The 21,372-nt window shown below is 67.4% G+C and carries 20 protein-coding genes and 1 pseudogene; 15 read left to right on the top strand and 6 right to left on the bottom strand.

Annotation, left to right across the window (positions count from 1 at the left end; all coding sequences use genetic code 11):
• Window positions 1-107, top strand: a pseudogene (locus ACJASC_RS10400) (IS110 family transposase); the annotation flags it as partial.
• Between the two features lie 89 nt (window positions 108-196).
• On the opposite strand, the gene ACJASC_RS10395 reads toward ACJASC_RS10400, so the two are convergent.
• Window positions 197-379: a hypothetical protein gene (locus ACJASC_RS10395; protein ID WP_415145769.1), complete on the bottom strand. Its 183-nt coding sequence runs from the start codon at window positions 377-379 to the stop codon at window positions 197-199.
• A gap of 122 nt (window positions 380-501) precedes the next feature.
• Here ACJASC_RS10395 and ACJASC_RS10390 point away from each other — a divergent pair, with 122 nt between their 5' ends.
• Window positions 502-951, top strand: coding sequence for a type II toxin-antitoxin system RatA family toxin (locus tag ACJASC_RS10390; protein WP_021694514.1), 450 nt, complete (start codon window positions 502-504; stop codon window positions 949-951).
• On the opposite strand, the gene ACJASC_RS10385 is transcribed toward ACJASC_RS10390, so the two are convergent.
• The 3 genes from ACJASC_RS10385 to ACJASC_RS10375 are packed head-to-tail and all read right to left on the bottom strand — an operon-like array spanning window position 936 to window position 3,030.
• Window positions 936-1,418 carry a CinA family protein gene (locus ACJASC_RS10385; RefSeq protein WP_415145767.1) on the bottom strand — a complete coding sequence of 161 codons (483 nt, stop codon included), beginning with the start codon at window positions 1,416-1,418 and terminating at the stop codon, window positions 936-938. The two genes, ACJASC_RS10390 and ACJASC_RS10385, sit on opposite strands and share 16 nt — an antisense overlap.
• A 2-nt stretch (window positions 1,419-1,420) precedes the next feature.
• Entirely contained in the window at window positions 1,421-1,918 is a 498-nt protein-coding gene (locus ACJASC_RS10380; protein ID WP_415145765.1) for a phosphatidylglycerophosphatase A family protein, read from the bottom strand.
• A complete protein-coding gene (locus ACJASC_RS10375) occupies window positions 1,915-3,030 on the bottom strand; it encodes a bifunctional 2-C-methyl-D-erythritol 4-phosphate cytidylyltransferase/2-C-methyl-D-erythritol 2,4-cyclodiphosphate synthase (RefSeq protein ID WP_415145774.1) in 1,116 nt (371 codons plus the stop codon). Before ACJASC_RS10375 ends, ACJASC_RS10380 begins: the two co-directional genes overlap by 4 nt.
• A gap of 253 nt (window positions 3,031-3,283) precedes the next feature.
• On the opposite strand from ACJASC_RS10375, the gene dusB reads away from it, so the two are divergent.
• The 10 genes from dusB to ACJASC_RS10325 all read left to right on the top strand — a co-directional run bounded on the left by dusB (window position 3,284) and on the right by ACJASC_RS10325 (window position 15,636).
• Window positions 3,284-4,282, top strand: coding sequence for a tRNA dihydrouridine synthase DusB (gene dusB, locus ACJASC_RS10370; RefSeq protein WP_415145763.1), 999 nt, complete (start codon window positions 3,284-3,286; stop codon window positions 4,280-4,282).
• Complete coding sequence (locus ACJASC_RS10365; RefSeq protein ID WP_021694508.1) at window positions 4,279-5,355, top strand: two-component system sensor histidine kinase NtrB; 1,077 nt, start codon at window positions 4,279-4,281, stop codon at window positions 5,353-5,355. Before dusB ends, ACJASC_RS10365 begins: the two co-directional genes overlap by 4 nt.
• Window positions 5,355-6,731, top strand: a complete 1,377-nt coding sequence (locus tag ACJASC_RS10360) for a response regulator (RefSeq protein WP_021694507.1) — start codon at window positions 5,355-5,357, stop codon at window positions 6,729-6,731. Before ACJASC_RS10365 ends, ACJASC_RS10360 begins: the two co-directional genes overlap by 1 nt.
• 130 nt (window positions 6,732-6,861) lie before the next feature.
• Complete coding sequence (locus ACJASC_RS10355) at window positions 6,862-9,111, top strand: sensor histidine kinase NtrY-like (RefSeq protein WP_415145760.1); 2,250 nt, start codon at window positions 6,862-6,864, stop codon at window positions 9,109-9,111.
• Between the two features lie 8 nt (window positions 9,112-9,119).
• The gene (gene ntrX / locus ACJASC_RS10350; protein WP_415145758.1) at window positions 9,120-10,514 is read left to right on the top strand and encodes a nitrogen assimilation response regulator NtrX; all 1,395 of its coding nucleotides are present in this window, start codon (window positions 9,120-9,122) and stop codon (window positions 10,512-10,514) included.
• An 80-nt stretch (window positions 10,515-10,594) separates the two neighbouring features.
• Complete coding sequence (gene trkA, locus ACJASC_RS10345; RefSeq protein ID WP_021694504.1) at window positions 10,595-11,971, top strand: Trk system potassium transporter TrkA; 1,377 nt, start codon at window positions 10,595-10,597, stop codon at window positions 11,969-11,971.
• Between the two features lie 4 nt (window positions 11,972-11,975).
• Window positions 11,976-13,496 carry a TrkH family potassium uptake protein gene (locus ACJASC_RS10340; protein WP_415145755.1) on the top strand — a complete coding sequence of 507 codons (1,521 nt, stop codon included), beginning with the start codon at window positions 11,976-11,978 and terminating at the stop codon, window positions 13,494-13,496.
• A 127-nt stretch (window positions 13,497-13,623) separates the two neighbouring features.
• Window positions 13,624-13,857: an RNA chaperone Hfq gene (hfq, locus tag ACJASC_RS10335; RefSeq protein ID WP_021694502.1), complete on the top strand. Its 234-nt coding sequence runs from the start codon at window positions 13,624-13,626 to the stop codon at window positions 13,855-13,857.
• A complete protein-coding gene (gene hflX, locus ACJASC_RS10330) occupies window positions 13,854-15,137 on the top strand; it encodes a GTPase HflX (protein WP_415145753.1) in 1,284 nt (427 codons plus the stop codon). The genes hfq and hflX overlap by 4 nt, the downstream gene beginning before the upstream one ends.
• A 139-nt stretch (window positions 15,138-15,276) precedes the next feature.
• The gene (locus ACJASC_RS10325) at window positions 15,277-15,636 is read left to right on the top strand and encodes a VOC family protein (protein WP_021694499.1); all 360 of its coding nucleotides are present in this window, start codon (window positions 15,277-15,279) and stop codon (window positions 15,634-15,636) included.
• Between the two features lie 4 nt (window positions 15,637-15,640).
• Here ACJASC_RS10325 and ACJASC_RS10320 read toward each other — a convergent pair whose 3' ends face one another.
• On the bottom strand, window positions 15,641-15,976 hold the full coding sequence (locus ACJASC_RS10320) for a DUF3140 domain-containing protein (protein WP_415145750.1): 336 nt from the start codon (window positions 15,974-15,976) through the stop codon (window positions 15,641-15,643).
• A 56-nt stretch (window positions 15,977-16,032) separates the two neighbouring features.
• Complete coding sequence (locus tag ACJASC_RS10315; protein WP_415145748.1) at window positions 16,033-18,504, bottom strand: penicillin acylase family protein; 2,472 nt, start codon at window positions 18,502-18,504, stop codon at window positions 16,033-16,035.
• 103 nt (window positions 18,505-18,607) lie between these two features.
• Here ACJASC_RS10315 and ACJASC_RS10310 point away from each other — a divergent pair, with 103 nt between their 5' ends.
• From ACJASC_RS10310 to tsf, 3 genes are all read left to right on the top strand, one after another.
• Window positions 18,608-19,477, top strand: a complete 870-nt coding sequence (locus ACJASC_RS10310) for an NAD(P)-dependent oxidoreductase (protein WP_021694496.1) — start codon at window positions 18,608-18,610, stop codon at window positions 19,475-19,477.
• Between the two features lie 157 nt (window positions 19,478-19,634).
• Window positions 19,635-20,411 carry a 30S ribosomal protein S2 gene (gene rpsB / locus ACJASC_RS10305; RefSeq protein ID WP_021694495.1) on the top strand — a complete coding sequence of 259 codons (777 nt, stop codon included), beginning with the start codon at window positions 19,635-19,637 and terminating at the stop codon, window positions 20,409-20,411.
• Window positions 20,412-20,487: 76 nt separating this feature from the next.
• Complete coding sequence (gene tsf, locus ACJASC_RS10300; RefSeq protein ID WP_021694494.1) at window positions 20,488-21,363, top strand: translation elongation factor Ts; 876 nt, start codon at window positions 20,488-20,490, stop codon at window positions 21,361-21,363.
• Window positions 21,364-21,372: the final 9 nt, after the last annotated feature.

Raw genomic sequence — 21,372 nt, 5'->3', positions numbered from 1 at the left:
CCGGAAAACCACCCAAGGTCGCGTTGACAGCAATCATGAGGAAGCTTGTCGTTGTCGCCAATGCCCTGCTCAGAGACGGGCGGACATGGGCCGACAAGTACGCTTGATCAACACGGATACTGCTTTGGGGTCACCTTTCCCCTACCGTAACGTCAGCGCCCTCGCGGTCCAGTGCAAAGACGCAGAATACCGCGGCTCAGCGCGGGAGCCCGCCGCGGCCCGTCGGCGTCACGCTGAGCGTCTCGGGCCAGCCCCAGAACCGCTCCACCCCGACGAGGATCAGGCACAGCACGATCACCCCGGTGATCAGGGCGATGCGCCCCGGCGATGGCGGGTGACGCACCCAGTAGGTGAGCCGCAGCAGCCAATGGATGTTCATATCGCTCTTTCCCTGTCGGCCCCGTGCCCCAGATCGGTGCGATGACCACGCGCCGCAAGGTTGCCGGGGTTGATCTCGGCCCGCGCGGGGGCGAGATGGGGCAAGACACGAAGGATACACCGATGCCGACACATGCCGAGACCCGCACGCTGCCCTATAGCGCCCAGCAGATGTACGACCTCGTGGCGGATGTCGGCAATTATCCCAAATTCCTGCCTTGGACCGCCGCGGCGCGGGTGCGGTCGGTGACGCCCCAAGGCGATCACGAGGTGATGCTCGCGGATCTGGTGATCTCGTTCAAGGTGTTCCGCGAACGCTTTGCCAGCCGCGTCGTGCTGTGGCCCGAGACCAAGCGGATCGAGACGGAATACATCGACGGGCCGTTCCACCATCTGCATTCCAACTGGACGTTCCGCGATGTGGAAGGCGGCTCGGAGGTGCATTTCGACGTGGATTTCGAGTTCCGCAATCGGCTCTTGCAGGGCGCGGCGGGGCTGTTCTTTAACGAGGCGATGCAGCGTGTGGTGCGCGCCTTCGAGCGGCGCGCGCAGGAGCTCTACGGCCGCGCCTGAGCCTCGATCGCCGCGATGACCAGGGCGATGGCCCTGTCGCGCGACAGCGCGCGCACCGTGTCGCGGCCGCGCGCGCCGAACTCGACGGTTTCGGTTGCGATGCCGTTTCGGGTGGCGACGCCAAAGCAGACGCGGCCCTCGGGTTTGTGGTCCGAACCGCCGGGGCCCGCGAGGCCGGTGATGGATATGGCGATCTCGGCACCGGAGCGATCGCGCGCGCCGCGCGCCATCTCCGCCGCCACCTCCTCGCTTACTGCGCCATGCGCGTCGAGGCTCTCGGCGCTCACCCCAAGAAGGCTGCGCTTGGCGGCGTTGGCGTAAGTGACGACGCCCCATTCAAAGACGCTCGACGCGCCCGGCGTCTCGGTGATCGCCGCAGCCAGCATGCCGCCCGTGCAGCTTTCGGCCGTGGCGACGCGCAGCCCCGCCTCGCGCGCCATGTTCACAAGCCTCGCCGTATCGCCCATGCTCAGCCTCCGAAGATCATGACGCCATGCGCCAGCACCGCGAACACAACGACACCGATGGCGGCGAAGATCCCGGCAACGACGTCATCGAGCATCAGCCCCGTCACGTCGCCGCGCCGGTCCATGCGGCCGACCAGCGACGGCTTCCAGATGTCGAACAGCCGAAACAGCACGAAGGCCGCGACCCAGCCGGGCCAGAGGTCGAGCACCGGCGCCCCGACATGCGCGGCGCCAAAGAGCACCGGCCAGATCGCGACCCACTGGCCGGCCACCTCGTCGATCACGACGTGGGAGGGATCGTGGTCGCCCGAGCGGTCGGCTTCGGCGCGGGCCGCCGGAAACCCCGCGAGCAACACCGCCGCGATAGCCGCCAGCATCAGCCACGGCCCGCCGAGCCAATAGATCGGCAAGGCCGCCACGAGCGCGGCCAACGACCCCCATGTGCCGGGGGCCGGACGGATCAGCCCGGTGTAGAAGAAGGTCGCGATGATCCGGCTCATGCCTTCACCAGCGTCGCGGTGGCCATGGCGGCGATGCCTTCCTCGCGCCCGGCAAAGCCCAGACGCTCGGAGGTGGTGGCCTTGACGCTGACCCGGCCCGGTTCGATCTGCATGATCCGGGCCAGTTCCGCGCGCATCGCTTCGGCATGCGGGCCGATCTTGGGCTGTTCGCAGATCAGCGTGACATCGCAATGGGTTATGGCAAAGCCTTCAACCCGCGCCAGATCGGCGGCATGGGAGAGGAACGTGTCCGAGCGCGCACCTTTCCATTGCGGGTCTGAAGGCGGGAAATGCTGGCCGATGTCGCCATGCGCCAGCGCGCCATAGATCGCGTCGGTCAGCGCATGCATCCCCACATCGGCGTCGGAATGGCCCTTGAGGCCCTTATCATGCGCAATCTCGACGCCGCAGAGCCAGAGGCTTTCGCCCGTCTCGAAGGCATGCACGTCAAAGCCGTTGCCCGTTCTCACATCCATGTCGCACCCCAATATCCTCTCGGCGCGGGCGAAATCCTGCGCGCCGGTGATCTTCAGATTGTTCTCGTGACCCGGCACGACCGTGACCGCAAGCCCCGCGGCGCGCGCCACGGCCACGTCGTCGGCGGCAGGCAGCCCGTCGTGATCGCGATGCGCGGCGAGGATCGCGTCGAAGCGGAACCCCTGCGGCGTCTGCGCCCGCACCAGCCCGTCGCGCGACGGGGCCTCGACGACCCGACCGTCCTCGATCCGCCACAGGGCGTCGGTGACGACGAGGCCGGGGGCCGCCGCCGGACCGTGATCGAGCGCCGCGATCACGGCCCGGATCGTCTCGCGCGGGACCAGCGGGCGGGCCGCGTCGTGGATCAGCACCCGTTCGGGGGCAAGCGGCACGAGCGCCTCGAGCCCGGCACGGACCGAGTGCGCCCGCTCGGCCCCGCCCGCCACCACGAGATCGGCCTGCGCCTCGATCCGTGGATGACGGCCGATCTCCTCCTCGCGCAGCACGAGGCATATCGGACCGAGCCCCGCGAAGGCCGCGATGCTGCGGGCGAGAACCGTCCGGCCCCCGAGGTCGCGCCATTGCTTGGCCACGCCGCCACCCGCGCGAAGGCCGCGACCCGCCGCGACGATGATTATGGCCGTGCCACTCAAGGTAGGTTGCGTGGGAACGGGTGATCGGGACGGGCTCGGTGTCACGCTGTCTCCTTCACGCGGCGCTCGCGCTTGTGTAGGGGCTGGCATGGGGCGGCGCAATTCCATCCTTTGCGGCTGGAAGTCGCACAATAATTGGGCAAATGCGATATGCTGCAGCACATGCACACGCAATGCGATTGTGACGCATTGGCCCGCCCCATAGATCGATCCCAGACGCACAGGTTTTAGGCAGATGACACCCGCTCCGCTTTCCCCCATCGATCTCGGCTCAGGCGTGGTGTTTGGCGCGCCGGTGGCGCTGGCGCCGCTGGCGGGGATCACCGACCTGCCGTTCCGCCGCCTTGTCGCCTCTTTCGGCGCAGGCTGGGTCGTATCTGAGATGGTCGCGAGCCAGGAGATGGTGCAGGTCAAGCCGGGCGTGCGCGAGCGCGCCGAGCTGGGATATGACCGCTCCGACACGGGTGTGCAGCTCGCCGGGCGCGATCCGTATTGGATCGCCGAGGCCGCGCGCATGGTCGAGGCGAATGGGGCGCGCTTCATCGACATCAACATGGGCTGCCCGGCCAAGAAGGTGACGGGCGGGCTGTCCGGCTCGGCGCTGATGAAGACGCCCGATCACGCGCTGCGCCTGATCGAGGCGGTGGTGGGCGCGGTGTCGGTGCCGGTGACGCTCAAAACCCGGCTCGGCTGGGACGACGCGCTGCTCAACGCGCCGCAGATCGCCCGGCGGGCCGAGGCGGCGGGCGTGCGCATGGTGGTGATCCACGGGCGCACCCGGTGCCAGTTCTACAAGGGCGCCGCCGACTGGGCCGCGATCCGCCGCATCCGCGAGGCGGTGTCGATCCCGGTTATCGCGAATGGCGACATCACGGACGCGGGCACGGCGCTTGAGGCGCTGTCGCGCTCGGGTGCTGCGGGCGTCATGGTCGGGCGCGGCGCACAGGGGCGGCCTTGGCAATTGGCGCGCATCATCGCGGCTCTGACCGGGAAACGAGCCCCCGACATTCCGCAGAAAGGGGCATTTACCGACATGGTTTCAGAACATTACGAGGCGATGCTCGCCTTCTACGGTGCTGTTCTGGGGGGCCGCGTCGCGCGCAAACATCTGGGCTGGTACATGGACGAGGCAGGCACGCCCGTGGCGCTGCGCCGCGAGGTCCTGACCGCAGCACCCGGACGGGTGCCGGTGCTGCTGCCGCTGGCGCTTCAGGGTGAGAGGCGCGCGGCATGATCGTTGACACCGCCCTTTGGAATTCGCTCCCGGTTCCGGCGCTGCTTCTGGGTTCCGACGACCGGATCTCGGACGCAAACTCGGCGGCGGAGCTGTTTCTCAACCTGTCGCATCGCAGCCTGCGCGACGCGCCCTTGTGGGACAAGGTAACGATCGACGCGCCGCTCGAAGAGGCCTTCGTGCGGGCCCGCGAGCAGCGCAGTTCGCTCTTCGTCAACGATGTCGATGTCGGCTCGGGCGAACGCGCCCCGGTGCAATGCTCGATCCTGTTCTCGCCGCTGATGGGCAGCGAGGGGCAGATGTTGATGATGATCTCGCCGCGCGAAATGGCAAACCGATTGACCCAGCACCAGGCCACGGGCAAGGCGGCGAAATCGGCGATCGGCATGGCCGAGATGCTGGCCCATGAGATCAAGAATCCGCTGGCGGGCATCACCGGCGCGGCACAGCTTTTGTCGATGGGCCTCTCGGCCGAGGACCGCGAGTTGACCGATCTCATCGTCGAGGAGAGCCGCCGCATAGTAAAGCTGCTCGAACAGGTCGAGCAATTCGGCAACCTGCGTCCGCCCGCGCGCCGCTCCGTCAACATGCACGACGTCCTTGACCGGGCGCGGCAGTCGGCGGCGGTGGGCTTTGGCGCGCACATGACCTTCGTCGAGGATTACGACCCCTCGCTGCCACGCGCCTTGATCGACGCCGACCAGCTGCTGCAGGTCGTGCTGAACCTCGTCAAGAACGCCTGCGAGGCCGGCCGGCCCGGCGGCTGCATCCGCCTGCGCAGCTTTTACGAGCCATCGCTGCGCGTGCGCCAGCCCGACGGCACCCAGGCGCGGCTGCCCCTGCAGCTCGAAATCCACGACGACGGCCCCGGCCTGCCGCCCGATATCGCAAGCGACGTGTTCGAGCCCTTCGTGTCGGGCCGCGAGAACGGCACCGGCCTCGGCCTCGCGCTCGTCTCGAAGCTCGTCACCGAGAATGGCGGCTGGATTTCCGTGGATTCGACACCCGGACACACCGTGTTCCGGATTTCGTTGCCGCGCGCTCCCGAAGACCACCCCAGTGGAGAATACTGATGGACGGAACGATCCTGGTCGCCGATGACGACCGCACCATCCGCACCGTGCTCACCCAGGCGCTGACGCGCGCGGGCTGCAAGGTCCATGCTACATCCTCGCTGGTGACGCTCATGCGCTGGGTCGAGGAGGGCAAGGGCGACCTCGTGATCTCCGACGTGGTCATGCCCGACGGCAACGGCATCGAGCAGTTGCCCAAGATTTCCGAGGCGCGGCCTGGCCTGCCGGTGATCGTGATCTCGGCGCAGAACACGATCATGACGGCGATCCAAGCCGCCGAGGCCGAGGCCTATGACTACTTGCCCAAGCCCTTCGATCTGCCAGACCTGATGAAGCGCGCGAGCCGGGCGCTCGAAGCCAAGCGCCGCGCGCCGCCGCCCCGCGCATCGGACGCGGTGCCTGATACCGCCGCCGGAGGCGATCTGCCCCTCGTGGGACGCACCCAAGCGATGCAGGCGCTGTACCGGCTCGTGGCGCGGGTGATGAACACCGCGCTCCCGGTCCTCGTGACCGGCGAAAGCGGCACCGGAAAATCGCTCATCGCGCGGGCGATCCATGATTTTTCCGATCGCCGGTCGCTGCCCTTCGTCACCGTCTCGCCGTCGGATCTCGGCGGGATGGACGGGCCGGGCGCGGTTCTGAGCCGCGCGCGGGGCGGGTCGATCCTGTTCGACGAGGTGGGCGATCTCGACGCCGAGGCGCAGCTGCGCATCGTGCGCATGCTCGATGCGATGGGCGATCACGCGCCGCGCATCATGGCCACGTCGCAGGGCGAGCTGGCGCGGCGCATCGAGGAGGGGAGTTTTCGCGAGGACCTGTATTACCGCCTCGCCGGGGTGACCATCAACGTGCCGTCCCTGCGCGAGCGTGTGGACGACATCCCGCTGCTGGCCGAGCATTTCCTGCTCAAGGCCGAGCGTGACGGGCTCGGGCCGCGCCGGCTTTCGCCGCAGGCGAGCGAGATGATCCGTGCCTATTCCTGGCCCGGCAATGTGCGCCAGCTCGAAAACGCGATGCGGCGACTCGTCGTCACCTCGACCGAAGAGGAAATCTCCCGCTCCGATGTCGATCTGGTGCTCGGCGGCCAGCCCGCCGCCGAACCGCTGCGCGGTGGCGGCGAGGGCGAAAAGCTCTCGGCCAGCGTTGAGCGGCACCTGAAACGGTACTTCGACCTGCATGGCGGTCAGTTGCCGCCCGTGGGGCTCTACCAGCGGATTCTCAAGGAAATCGAAACGCCTCTGATCGAAATCGCACTCGACGCGACCGGCGGAAATCAGGCGAAATGCGCGGATCTACTCGGCATCAATAGAAATACGCTGCGCAAGAAGATCACGGACCTCGATATTCGCGTGACACGCCGCCGCAAATTGATGTAAAACCGCAACAGAACCGTGACCCCCCGGACGCATGACCGGGGTGAGATCGCGGCACTGAGGCGGCGGAACTTGCGTTCCCATCAACGGGGCAGGGTGTTTGAGGCGGTTATCGACCTCCCGATTCTCGCGCGTGACGCGCTGGCGCCGCCAGCGGCGGGTGCAGAATGCTGCGACCCTGTCGCTCGTGGTGCTTGGCCCGGCGTTGGCGGCGGCCACCTTCTGGGTCATGGGTCCGCTCGATCAGGGGGCCTCTTCGCTGCTGCTGCGGCTGGTGCTGCTGGCCGACCTCGTCTACGCCCTCGTCGTCGCGGCGCTGGTTTCGTTTCGGGTGGCGCGCATGGTCTCGGCCCGGCGGGCGAGATCGGCGGGTTCGCGGTTGCACATGCGGCTCACCGGCGTCTTTGCGCTCTTGGCGCTGATCCCCACGGTGCTGGTTGCCGTGTTCTCGGTTCTCACCATCAATGTCGGTCTCGAAGGCTGGTTCTCCGAACGGGTCCGCACCGTTCTGGGCGCCTCGCTCACCGCCGCGCAGGCCTATGAGGAGGAGCACCGCCAGGACCTGTCGCGCGACGGGCTGGAGCTTGCGGCCTTTCTCAATGCCGAGCGTGCGGCGCATCCCTTCTTGTCGGATGGCGAGGTGCGTCAGGCGCTTGGCCGGGTGCAGGGACAGATCGAGCGCGGCCTGACCGAAGCCTACGTCATCGACGGGGCGGGCGAAATCCGGGCCCGCGGCGCACGTAGTTTCGAATTCGACTTCGAACGCCCCGAGGCGGCGAGCTTCGAGCGTGCGGATGCGCGCGGCATCGCCATCTTCGAGGATTGGATCAACAACGAGTTCAGGGCGCTGATCCCGCTCGAAAACTTTGCCGACCGCTATCTCTACGTGACGCGCGAGGTCGATGGCGGCATCCTCGCGCTTCTCGACGACACGCAGCAGACGGTCGAGCTGTATCAGCAGCTCGAAGCCGAGCGCGGTCGGCTGCTGTTCGAGTTCGGGCTGCTCTATCTCGGCTTTGCGGTGATCCTGATCCTCGCGGCGATCTGGCTCGGCCTGTGGTTCGCCGAGCGGCTCTCCAAGCCCGTGGGACGCCTCGTCTCGGCCAGCCAGCGCGTCGGCGCGGGCGATCTCGACGTGCGGGTGATCGAGGAGGAAGGCGACGACGAGATTGCCCAGCTCGGCACCTATTTCAACCAGATGACGACCGAGCTGAAGGTGCAGCGCGACCGGCTTTTGGACAACACCCGACAGATCGAGGCGCGGCGGCGGCTGTTCGACAGCGTGCTGGGCTCGGTCACTTCGGGCGTGATCGGCCTCGGGGCCGATGGGCACGTCGCCTTCGCCAACCGCTCGGCGCTGCGGCTGCTGGGCCTCGGGCCCGATCTGGGTGAAACGACCCTGCCGGAGATGGTGCCCGAGTTCGCGCCGCTCCTCGACGCGCTGCGCGGCGAGGAGCGCGAGGCCGTGCAGGAGCAGGTGCAGCTGATCCGAGAGGGACGGCAAGAGACGCTTCTGGTGCGCATGGCCCCGCGCCGCGCCGATGACGGCGCGCTTGAAGGCTATGTCGTGGCCTTCGACGATGTGAGCGACCTCGTCTCGGCGCAGCGCATGGCCGCATGGGGCGACGTCGCGCGGCGCATCGCGCACGAGATCAAGAACCCGCTGACGCCGATCCGGCTCTCGGCGGAGCGGATCCAGCGCAAGTTCGCGCGCCAGCTCGACACGGAGGATGCCGCCGCCTTGGGCCACATGACCGAGGTGATCGTGCGGCAGACCGGCGATCTGCGCCGCATCGTCGACGAATTCTCGAAGTTCGCCCGGATGCCCGAGCCGGACAGGGTCTGCAACGACGTCGTGGCGATCCTGCGCGACGCGGTGACGCTTCAGGAGGCGGGCCAGCCCGAGGTGAGGTTCGAGATCAGCCTGCCGCAACGGCCCGTTCCGGCGGCGCTTGATGCGACGATGATCACGCAGGCGCTCACCAACCTTATCAAGAACGCGGGCGAAGCCATTGAAGGGCTTTCGGAAAGAGGGGCGGGGGACGAGTACGTTCCGACCATCCGCGTGGCGCTGAGCGCCGATGAGGCCGAGGCCCGGATCACCATCGCCGACAACGGCATCGGCCTGCCCGAGGACCGGGCACGGCTGTTCGAGCCTTACGTCACCACCCGCGACAAGGGCACCGGCCTCGGCCTGCCCATCGTGAAGAAGATCATCGAGGAACACGGCGGCAGCCTGTCCCTCGTCGACGCGCCAGCCTTCGAGGAGGGCGCCCACAAGGGCGCCATGGCGGTCATCACCCTTCCCGTTCTGCGCGAGGGTCATGGCGAATCGGGGGACATCGAGAAGACCGGGCAACCGGCATTGCAGGCAACAGCATGAGGCATGAGATGGGCGACATCCTGATCACCGACGACGAGCGCGACATCCGCGAACTGATCTCCGACATTCTGCGCGACGAGGGCTATTCCACCCGGCTCGCCAGCACTTCCGACGAATGCATGGAAGCCATCGAGGACCAGCCACCCGCCCTGATGATCCTCGACATCTGGCTCAAGGACAGCCGCATGGACGGGATCGATATCCTCAAGACCGTCAAGCGCGATCACCCCGGCATCCCGATCGTCATCATTTCGGGGCATGGCAACATCGAGATCGCGGTCGCCGCAATCAAGCAGGGCGCCTACGATTTCATCGAAAAGCCGTTCAATATCGACCAGCTTCTGGTGGTCATCAAGCGCGCGATGGAGACCTCGCGGCTGCGGCGCGAGAATGTCGAACTGCGCCGCGGCGACGCGCCGCCCTCCGAGATGCTGGGCGACAGCGCCTCGTTCCGTTCCCTGCGCAGCCAGCTCGACAAAGTGACGCGCTCCAACGGCCGGGTGATGCTCACCGGCCATCCCGGATCAGGCAAGGAGATCGCCGCCCGCTACATCCACGCCAATTCCAACCGCGCCGCGGCCCCCTTCGTCACCGTCAACTCGGTGACGATCGAGCCCGATCGCATGGAGGAGGTGCTGTTCGGCAAGGAAGGCCCCGAAAAGGGCGTCGAGAAGGGCCTTCTGGAACAGGCCAGCGGCGGCGTGATCTATTTCGACGAGGTGGCCGACATGCCGCTCGGCACCCAGTCCAAGATGCTGCGCGTGCTGGTCGACCAGTCGTTCCAGCGGGTCGGCGGCACCGAGAAGGTGCAGGTGGATCTGCGCGTCATCTCCTCGACCAACCGCGACCTGCAGGCGGCGATCCGCGCCGGGTCGTTCCGGCAGGAGCTGTACCACCGGCTCAACGTCGTGCCGATCCACGTGCCGGGGCTCGAGGAGCGGCGCGAGGACATCCCGCTTCTGGCCGAGCATTTCATCGCCGAGCTGAACAAGTCGCAGGGCCTGCCGCTGCGGCCCCTGGGTGAGGATGCGCGCGCCCTGCTGCAGACCATGCTGTGGCCCGGCAATATCCGCCAGCTCAAGAACGTCGTGGAACGTGTTCTTATCCTTGGAGATTCCAGCGGCGAGATCAGCGCCAAGGAGCTGCCGGGTCTCGATGATCCGGACCGCGAGGAAGGGCGGGTCGTGCTGTCGGGCGGGTTGGCCACGCTGCCGCTGCGCGAGGCGCGCGAATTGTTCGAGCGCGAGTACCTGCTGACGCAGATCAACCGTTTTGGCGGCAACATTTCCCGCACCGCGGCCTTCGTCGGGATGGAGCGCTCGGCGCTGCATCGCAAGCTCAAGAGCCTTGGCGTGGTCACCTCCTCGAAAACCGGCGCGCGGGTCGCGCATGTCGAGGACTGATTGACCGCCCGCGCGGGCTCTGGCACTCCGTGGCGGCATGAGCGCCGCCACGGGCGCGTCCCAACGGACCGGGAACTAAGATGAAGGTCATCATCTGCGGCGCGGGACAGGTCGGCTGGCAGATCGCCCGGCACCTGTCGGGCGAGCGCAACGACGTCACCGTCGTCGACAGCAATCCCGACCTCGTGCGCCGCGCCACCGACACGCTCGACGTCCAAGGCATCACCGGCTTCGCGAGCTATCCGGACGTGCTCGACCGGGCCGGCGCGCGGGACGCCGACATGATCATCGCCGCCACCCATAGCGACGAGGTCAACATGGTCACCTGTCAGGTGGCCCATTCGGTGTTCTCGATCCAGCGCAAGATCGCGCGGCTGCGCGCGCAGTCCTATCTCGACGCGATCTATTCCGATCTCTACCGCCGCGATCACATGCCGATCGACGTGGTGATTTCGCCCGAAAAGGAGGTCGCCGAGGCCGCGCTGCAGCGCCTCGCGGCACCCTCGGCCTTCGACGCAGAAAGCTTTCTCGACGGGCGCGGGCATCTGCTGGGCATCTCGATCGACGAGGATTGCCCGGTCATCAACACGCCGTTGCGCCAGCTCACCGACCTGTTCTCGACGCTGCGCGCCATCGTGGTGGGCATAAGACGCCGCGGCAGACTGTTCGCGCCTGCACCCGAGGACCAGATCTTTCCCGGCGATTCCATCTATGTCTTCACCGACACCTCCGACATGGTCCGCACGCTGGAGATCTTCGGCAAGCGTCACGCCAAGCAAGAGCGCATCGTGGTGATCGGCGGCGGCAATGTCGGCCTTGGCGTCGCCCGCGCGCTGGAGAACCGCCCCGACAGGCTCCGCGTCAAGATGATCGAGCGCGACCGCAAGGCCGCCGAGCGCGCCGCCGACCAGCTCGACCGGACTATCGTGCTCAATGGCGACGGTCTCGACGCGGCGCTTCTCGAAGAGGCGCAGATCGGCACTGCCGACGCGGTGCTCGTGGTCACCGACGACGACAAGACCAATCTGCTGGCGTCGGTGCGGGCCAAGGCGCTCGGCTGTCCGCTGGCGATCTGTCTGGTCAACGACCCGACGCTGGTGCCGCTCATGCAGGCGATGGACATCGACGCCTATATCAACCCGCGCGCCACCACGGTGAGCTCGATCCTGCGTCACATCCGCCATGGCCGGGTGCGGGGCGTCTATTCGATCGGCGACGCCGAGGCCGAACTGATCGAGGCGCAGGTCCTGGGCACCTCGCCGATCGCGGGCCAGCGGATCCGCGACATCGCCTTTCCCGAGGGCGTGCTGGTGGGCGGCGTCGTCAAGGATGGCCGGATGATGAAGATCCACGGCGCGCTCCGGATCGAGGAGGGCGACATGGTCGCGCTCTTCGCCATGGCCTCCGACGTGCCGGAGGTCGAGCGCCTGCTGCAGGTCTCGATCGACTTCTTCTAGAGCGATGGAGCGCCGCCTGACCCGCATCCCGTTCTTCGTGCTGCTGATGGCGATGGGCTCGGCGGCGATGCTGCTGCCGGCGGTGCACGCGCTGGTGCGCGAGGATTGGCTGACGTCGCGCACCTTCCTCTATGGCGCGATCCTCGGGCTGATGCTGTCGCTGCTGATCGGCCTGGCCACGGCGAATTACCGCCCCGCCAGCGTGCCGCGCAGCCAGCTTTCGGCGCTGCTCGCGGCCTTCACGGTGCTGCCGGTGATCTTCGCGATCCCGTTCCACGAGGCGCTGGGAACGACGTCGTTCCTCAACGCGTGGTTCGAGATGGTGTCGAGCTTCACCACCACGGGGGCCACGGTCTATGACAACGTGGTACGCCTCAACGACAGCCTGCATTTGTGGCGCGCCCTCGTCGGCTGGCTCGGCGGGCTGCTGATCTGGGTGACGGCGGTGTCGATCCTCGCACCGATGAATCTCGGCGGCTTCGAAGTGCGCAGCTCGGCCCTGCCGAACGAGGGCGGCGCGCGGCTGAGCCAGATCACCCGCGTCGCCGACCCTTCCGAGCGGCTGGTGCGCTACGCGGCGCGGCTGCTACCGATCTATACCGCGCTGACGGGTCTGCTGTGGCTTGGCCTCGTGGCGGCGGGCGACCGGCCCTTCGTGGCCTTCTGCCACGCAATGTCGACGCTGGCCACCAGCGGCATCAGTCCGGTGGGGGGGCTGCGCTACAGCAATTCGGGCCTTTTGGGCGAGATGCTGATCCTCGTCTTCTCGGTTTTCGCGCTGTCGCGGCTTACCTTTGCGCGCAACATGTTCGGCGATCATGGCGGGCGGCTGATGCGCGACCCCGAGCTGCGCATGGGGCTCGCTTTGGTGCTGATCGTGCCGGGGCTTCTCTTCGCGCGGCACTTTTTCGGTGCGGTCGAGGATCGCGCCGAGGCCGACCTCCCCGAGGCGCTCTCGGCGCTGTGGGGCGCGGTCTTCACCGTCTCGTCCTTTCTCACCACCGCTGGCTTCGAAAGCCGCTACTGGCTCGGCGCCGCCGAATGGTCGGGGCTGGAGACGCCGGGGCTCGTCCTCGTGGGGCTGGCGCTGATCGGTGGTGGCGTGGCGACCACGGCGGGCGGGGTCAAGCTGATGCGCGTCTATGCGCTGTGGATGCATGGCAAGCGCGAGCTGGAGCGGCTGGTGCATCCGAATTCCGTCGGCGGCGACGGCATCGAAGCGCGGCGGATCCGGCGCGAGGGCGCGTTCATCTCGTGGATCTTCTTCATGCTCTTCGCGCTGTCGGTGACGGCGGTGATGCTGGCGCTGTCGCTCGCGGGGGTGCAGTTCGAGGTGGCGATGACGTTGACGGTGGCGGCGCTGTCGACCACCGGGCCGCTGGCCGAGATGGGCGCGCAATACCCGATCTCCTATGCGGGCATCCCCGGCATGGCCAAGGCGATCCTCGCGGCGGCGATGGTTCTGGGCCGGCTCGAGACGCTGGCGATCATCGCGCTCCTGAACCCGTCGAGTTGGCGCAGTTAAGCCACGCGCGGGGGCCGGTGCGGCTTTGCACGGATTTCCGGGCTGGAAACTCCACCATCCTGCGGACATACTCCTTTTCAACGAGGGAAAAGGCCGATACGCGGCCGCAAGAATAAAAGGGACGGTAATGGCCGGAGACAAGCAGAACCTTCAGGACGCCTTCCTGAACCACGTGCGCAAGGTCAAGGTGCCGGTGACGATCTTCCTGATCAACGGCGTGAAGCTGCAGGGCGTGATCACTTGGTTCGACAATTTCTGCGTGCTGCTGCGCCGTGATGGACAATCCCAGCTCGTCTACAAGAGCGCGATTTCGACCATCATGCCGTCGCAGCCGGTAAACCTCTATGACGGTGAAGATTGACCGATTATTACATCCCCGAGGCCCCGGACACCCGCACTTGGGTGATCCACCCCGAGATCAAGAACGACAACAGCCGGCGTGAGCCCACGGCCGCGCTGGCCGAGGCCGTGGCGCTGGCCGATGCGCTGCCGGGCCTCGACGTGCTCGGCTCCGAGATCGTGCGCCTGCCCAAGCGCCACCCCGGCATGCTGTTCGGCACCGGCAAGATCGAAGAGCTGAAGCAGCGGCTGCACGCCAACGAGGTCGAGCTGGTGCTGATCGACGGCCATGTCGGCCCGGTGCAGCAGCGAAATCTCGAAAAGGAGTGGAAGGTCAAGATCCTCGATCGGACCGGCCTGATCCTCGAGATCTTCGGAGATCGCGCCGCCACCCGCGAGGGCGTGCTGCAGGTCGAGATGGCGGCGCTCAGCTATCAGCGCACGCGGCTGGTCCGCGCCTGGACCCACCTCGAGCGGCAGCGCGGCGGATTGGGCTTCGTCGGCGGCCCCGGCGAGACGCAGATCGAAGCCGACCGCCGCGCCATCGACGAACAGCTCGTGCGGCTCAAACGCCAGCTCGACAAGGTGGTCAAGACCCGCACGCTGCACCGCGCCGCGCGCGCCAAGGTGCCGTTTCCGATCGTTGCCTTGGTGGGCTATACCAACGCCGGGAAATCGACGCTGTTCAACCGGCTCACCGGGGCCGAGGTGATGGCCAAGGACATGCTCTTCGCCACGCTCGACCCGACGATGCGGCGCGTGGTGCTGCCCACCGGCGACGAGGTGATCCTGTCGGACACGGTGGGCTTCATCTCGGACCTGCCGACCGAGCTCGTCGCGGCGTTCCGCGCCACGCTCGAAGAAGTGCTCGACGCCGATCTGGTGCTGCATGTGCGCGACATCGGCCATGCCCAGACGGCCGAACAGGCGCGAGAGGTCGAGACGATCCTGTCGGGCCTCGGCCTGCCGGACGATACGCCGAAGATCGAGGTCTGGAACAAGGTCGACACGTTGGACGAAGAGGCGCATGAGGCCGCGCTCGAGCGGGCCGGGCGCACCGAGAGCGTCAGCGCCGTCTCGGCGGTCACCGGCGAAGGCATGGAGGCGCTGCTTGCCGCGATCTCCGAGGCGCTCGGCGGCGTGAAACATCTCGAAACCCTCGTGGTGCCCTTCGCCGCCGGTCGCAAGCGCGCCTGGTTGTTCGATCAAGGCCTCGTCGAGGGCGACACGCCGACCGAAGAGGGCCACGAGATGCAAATCCGCTGGTCCGCCGCGCAAAAGGCCCGTTACGAGCGGCTCTGACTCCATTCGACCAGAACCTGCGCCGCGTTGGGCGGCGCGGGTTCGCGCATGAATGTCGTCGCGTCGCGCCGTATGCAAGCGGATGACGATCCGCACCGATAGCGCTATCAGGAGGCGGCACAAGACAGGGGCGCCGCCGATGATCCTCGAACTCCATCACATCCAGCTTGCCATGCCCGAAGGCGGCGAAGATGCGGCGCGGCGATTCTATGGGGGCGTGCTCGGGCTCACCGAGGTGGCCAAGCCCGAGGCGCTTGCCGGTCGCGGCGGCGTCTGGTTCGAGGGGCGCAGCCTGAGGCTGCATCTCGGGGTCGAGACGCCCTTTGTCCCTGCGCACAAGGCGCATCCGGCGTTCCGCGTCGCCGATCTGGCGGCGTTGCGCTTTCACTTTGACGCGGTCGGGATCGAGGCGCGCCCCGACATCGATCTGCCAGGGCTGCGCCGGCTTTATGTGTCGGACCCGTTCGGCAACCGGATCGAGCTGTGCGAGACCGTCTGACCGCCTATTTCAACGGATCGTGGCCCCAGTTCATCAGGCTGTAGCGCCACTTGGAATGCTCCATGTCGCTCTCGGGGCCGCCCTGGGCCTTGTGGCGCTTGATGTAGCCCACGACCTTGGCCATGTGGTCCCACTGGTCATCGGTCAGGTCGGCCTTGTCGGTGCGCTTGATCTCGACGATGCGCTTGCCCGATTTGTGGCCCGTGCTTTCGCCATCGCCGCCGGTATCGCCGACCGTTTTGCTCTCCTCGGTGTCGAGGAACTCCTCGATCTCCTTGGGCGCCATGTTCACCAGATCGCGGAACTCGTCCCAGATCTGCTCGTGCGATTTGCCGCTCATCTCGTCCTCCGCTGGCTGTCGGAGGGGCAACCGGCGCGGCTTGCGCCGGTTCCGCGTCACTGCGGTGCGGGAATGAGCTGCGTGATACCCACCGCCGCGCCGCGCGCGAGGCTGGGGTCGAGCGACATCGGGATGTATTCGCCGCGCCGCCACAGCTCGCCCAGATCATCGTAATGACGCGACAGCGGGTGGCCCGACTGGCCGGTCGAGATGATGAAGACCGAACTGTCGGGATCGGCAAAGTCATAGACGCCGCGATAGCCCGCCGCGTGGACGTTGTGGAACGGGTTCGGCGCGCGCCCGTCGGTCAGGCCGCGCATCAGCGTGTTGTCGCCGCCCGAGGTGCTCTGGCGGATGTTCACGAACCAGTTGAGAAACGGCACGCGACCCAGCACCGGGTGGTCCTGCCGCGCCTCGTGCGCATCGCCCCAGCGCAGCGCGTCGAGATTGGCGCCATAGGTCTCGGAGATCCAGATCAGCGCATCGTCGAGCGACATGCGCGCGATGTCGGCGCAGCTTTCCTCGGCGGCCGACTGGCGGATGTCGCACCACGCCGACGCCCCGTCGATGTCGCGGAACACGCGGTCGAGGAACAGCGGCTCGACATGGCTGTAGGCGTTGGCCAGGGGGCCGAGATCGTCGCGGATCAGCCGCTCCTGCAGCGCCCGCATCCATGCGGCATAGATCAGCGGCTCCGGCAGATGCTCGTTCATCTCGCCGTTCCATTCGCCCAAGAGCTCCAAAGCCCGCTGACGACGACGCTCGGGCGTGTTCGCGGCGGCGGGTTCGCCGGTGAACCACAGGTCGGCCCCGACGATCGGCAACAGGGCGCGCGCCGTCGGACTCACCGTGTCGAGCTGCGCCTCGATGAAGCTGTCGCGGGTGTGCACCTCGCGAGACTGCATCAGCCCGCGCCAGCGCGCGATCCGCTGCGTGTCGCCCCAGTGATAGGAGAGATGCTCGGGAAAGGGCCGGTCCACGGTCTTGTTGTTGGTGTTGCCGACGAGGCCACCTGCCGGCTCGGAGGTCTCGGGCAGGTCGGCATAGGACAGCCAGCCCTGCCAGCGGTTTTCGGCCACATGGCCCAGCGTGGGCATGCGGCCCTGGCTCTGGTGACCGGGATCGCGCAGCGGCACCGCCCCCACGGTCTTGAGCGCGATGCGGTTGCGGTCGGCGAGGATCAGGTTCTGGCTCGGCGCGACCTGCAGGCGGCCCGCGCGCATCGCCTCCTCGATCGAGCGCGCCTGCATCAGGCGCAGACCGGCGGTCATGGAGGTGTCGTCGCCCGACAGGCCAGACCATGCGAGGGTCATGACGTGGCCGCGCGGGCGGATCGTGTCGAGAGCGAACTGCTCGGGCGGCAGGACGGGGCCGTTGGCGGTGCGCCGCAGCCGCAGGGTGACGGCGGCGGCGTCCTTGATCTCGACGATGCTGTCGCGCGCCTCGAACCGCTCCCAGCCCTCGGGCGTGCGGTACTCGGCGGCGTTCTTCGGGTTCACCTCCTCGGCATAGAGGTCGAGATCGTCGGCGAAGGAGGCGGTGATGCCCCAGCCGAGATCGGCGCTGCGGCCCGCCAGAACCAGCGGGATGCCGGGAATGGTCGCGCCGATGACGCCGCCGGAGGTCAGTTCCAGCCGCGCCAGATACCAGATCGACGGCGCGGTGAGCAGCCGGTGCGGATCATTGGCCAGAAGCGTCGCGCCGGCGGCCGAGCGCGACGGCCCGGCGGCCCAAGCGTTGGACGCGCCCGACAGCGTTGCAGGCAGGCTTGCCGAGAGGGGATCGAACGGAGCATCGGGGTCCATGGCGGCAAACCGCTGGGGGATCTCGGGCATCAGATCGGCGTAGCGGGGCAGGGCGGTGAGACCGGGGCCGGGCACGTCGGGCAGGATGTCGCGCAAACGGTCCTCCTCGAGCACCAGCGAGCTGCGCGCGCGCAGCACCTCGGCCTGAAGGTGATCGGATTGCTGCCATGCCATCAGCTTGAGGATCGCGACGCTGTCGGCGGGCTGCCATGGCGAGATCGGCTGATTGAACAGCCACATTTCGGGTGCGCCGCGCCCGCGCGCGCCGGTATTGACCTCACCCACCCAGGCGTTGACGCCCGCCGCATAGGCGTCGAGCGCCGTGCGCGTCTGGCCGTCCTGATCCTCGACCGAGGCGGTGGCGGCGCGGTAGAGATCGAGGCGGCGCATCAGCACGTCGCTTTCGGCGGTGCGCTGTCCGAACAATTCCGACAGCCGTCCCTGCACGGTGCGGCGCAGCATCGTCATCTGCCACAGCCGGTCCTGCGCATGGGCATAGCCGAGCGCGAAGAAAACGTCGCGGTCGGTGCGGCCGAAGACATGCGGCACGTTGGCGTGATCGCGTACGATCTCGACCGGGGCGGTGATCCCCGCGACACGAGTGCGCGCGTCGTAATCGGGCAGGGAGCGGGCGAAGAACCACCATGTCAGCACGAAACCGGCGAGGCCGAGAAGGATTGCGCCGACGGTCAGGCGCAGGAGCCAGCGAAACAGAGTGGCCATCGATCCTCCGAGGCGCGGTCGCCCGCGCTTGACGGGCCGGTTGGGCATGGTGAGTATCGCGCCTCGGGGGCGAACGAAAGCCCCGGGAGGCAGGGAGAGCACGATGGCGAAGCTGACATTTCTGGGACTGGGCGTGATGGGATACCCCATGGCGGGGCATCTGGCGGGCGCGGGCCACGAGGTGACGGTCTATAACCGCACCACCGCCAAGGCGGAGAAATGGGCCGCCGCGCATGGCGGGCAGCATGCCGCGACCCCGCGAGAGGCGGCGCAAGGCGCCGAGATCGTCTTTGCCTGCGTCGGCAATGACGACGACCTGCGCGGCGTCTGCCTCGGCGAGGACGGCGCCTTCGCGGGAATGGAGCGCGGCGCGCTCTTCGTCGATCACACCACGGTCAGCGCCGCCGTCACGCGCGAGCTTGCGGGGCAGGCGGACAGCTTGGGGATCGGTTTCGTCGACGCGCCGGTCTCCGGCGGGCAGGCGGGGGCCGAGAACGGCCAGCTTTCGGTGATGTGCGGCGGCGCGCAGGATCATTTCGACCGGGCCGAACCGGTGATCGACGCCTATTCCAAGATCTGTAGACGCCTCGGAGAGAGCGGCGCGGGCCAGCTTGCCAAGATGGCCAACCAGATCGCCATCGCCGGGCTGGTGCAGGGCCTGTCGGAATCGCTGGCCTTCGCCGAGAAGGCCGGGCTCGACGGGCGCGCTCTGGTCGAGGTGATCAGCCAGGGCGCCGCCGGAAGCTGGCAGATGGTCAACCGCCACGGCACCATGCTCGACGATCAGTTCGAGCATGGCTTTGCGGTCGACTGGATGCGCAAGGATCTAGGCATCTGCCTCGACGCCGCCGACGCGCTTTCGGTGAGCCTTCCCGTCACGGCGCTGGTGGACCAGTTCTACAAGGAGGTGCAGCAGATGGGCGGCGGGCGTTGGGACACCTCGTCGCTGATCAAGCGTCTCAGGAGGCCCTGAGCGGGGTTGCCTTTGCGGGGTCTTGGCGCTAAGGGCAGCGCACGATCAATCCCGCAGGCGGGGGCGGGCCACGGGCGGGAGACATCCCCCGGGGTCCACCGGTTGGGGCAGCCGCCCTGATCCTCCGCCGAGGCCAAACCGGAAAAAGGTTACAGACATGGCTCTTCCCGAGTTCTCCATGCGTCAGCTGCTCGAAGCTGGCGTCCACTTCGGCCACCAAACCGCCCGCTGGAACCCGCGGATGTCCGAGTACATCTACGGCGCCCGCAACGGCATCCACATCATGGACCTGACCCAGACCGTCCCGATGCTGGACAAGGCTCTGCAGGTCGTGCGCGACACCGTCGCCAAGGGCGGCCGCGTGCTGTTCGTCGGCACCAAGCGTCAGGCGCAGCAGCCGATCGCCGACGCCGCCGAGAAGTCCGCGCAGTTCTACATGAACCACCGCTGGCTCGGTGGCACGCTGACCAACTGGCAGACCGTGTCGCAGTCGATCAACCGCCTGCGCGCCATCGACGAAGCCTCCGAGCAGGGCTTTGCCGGCCTGACCAAGAAAGAGCGTCTGGGCATGGAGCGCGAGCAGATCAAACTGCAGGCCTCGCTCGGCGGCATCCGCGAGATGGGCGGCGTTCCGGACCTGCTGTTCGTCATCGACGTCAACAAGGAAGACCTCGCGATCCTCGAAGCCAAGAAACTCGGCATCCCGGTCGTGGCCGTGGTCGACACCAACTGCTCGCCCGATGGCGTGGATTACGTGATCCCCGGCAACGACGACGCCGCCCGCGCGATCTCGCTCTACTGCGATCTCGCCGCCCGCGCCGCGCTTGACGGCATGAGCGCGCAACTCGGCGCCGCCGGCGTCGACATGGGTGCGATGGAGCAGTACACCGAAGAGCAGCTCGCCGCCGACGCCGAAGCCGCCACCGCCGAATAAGGCGCACCGTCACATCACGGTTGCCGGGCGCGGATATGCCGCGCCCGGAGTCCATTCAAATTCTAGGAGAGACGCGATGGCGATCACCGCGAGCATGGTCAAGGAACTGCGCGAGAACACCGGCGCAGGCATGATGGACGCCAAGAAGGCGCTGACCGAAACCGACGGCGACATGGAAGCCGCGGTCGACTGGCTGCGCACCAAGGGCCTGGCGAAAGCCGCCAAGAAATCCGGCCGCACCGCCGCCGAGGGCCTCGTGGCCGTCGCCGTCGAGGGTGGCCGTGGCGTCGCGATCGAACTGAACTCGGAAACCGACTTCGTTGCCAAGAACGCCGACTTCCAGAACCTCGTCTCGAAGATCGCCAAGGCTGGCGTCAAGACGTCGAGCCTCGAGGAGCTGAAGGCAGCGCAGGTCGACGGCAAGCCGGTCGAGACCCTCGTCACCGATGCGATCGCCAAGATCGGCGAGAACATGACGTTGCGCCGGATGGCCGCGATCGAAGGCGAGAGCGTCGTGACCTATGTCCACAACGCCGCTGCCACCGACATGGGTACCATCGGCGTGCTCGTGGCCTTCTCGGGCGGTGACGAGGCGTTCGGCCGTCAGGTCGCGATGCACATCGCCGCTGCCAACCCCGCAGCACTCGGCGAGGCCGATCTCGACCCCGCGATGGTCGAGAAGGAAAAGCAGGTCCAGATGGACATCGCCCGCGAGAGCGGCAAGCCCGAGGCCGTCATCGAGAAGATGATCGAAGGCCGCATGAAGAAGTACATGGCCGAGTCGACCCTGCTGGGTCAGGCTTTCGTCGTGAACCCCGACCTGACCGTCGAAGCCGCCGCAAAAGAGGCGGGCGTGACGATCACCGGCTTCGTGCGCCTTGCCGTGGGCGAGGGCATCGAGAAGGTCGAAGAAGACTTTGCCGCCGAAGTGGCCAAGGTCGCCAAGGGCTGAGCCCGAACT

It is taken from the genome of Limimaricola cinnabarinus (genome assembly GCF_047631075.1).
Lineage (GTDB): Bacteria > Pseudomonadota > Alphaproteobacteria > Rhodobacterales > Rhodobacteraceae > Limimaricola > Limimaricola cinnabarinus.
This window is presented reverse-complemented; position numbering and strand designations above follow the sequence as displayed.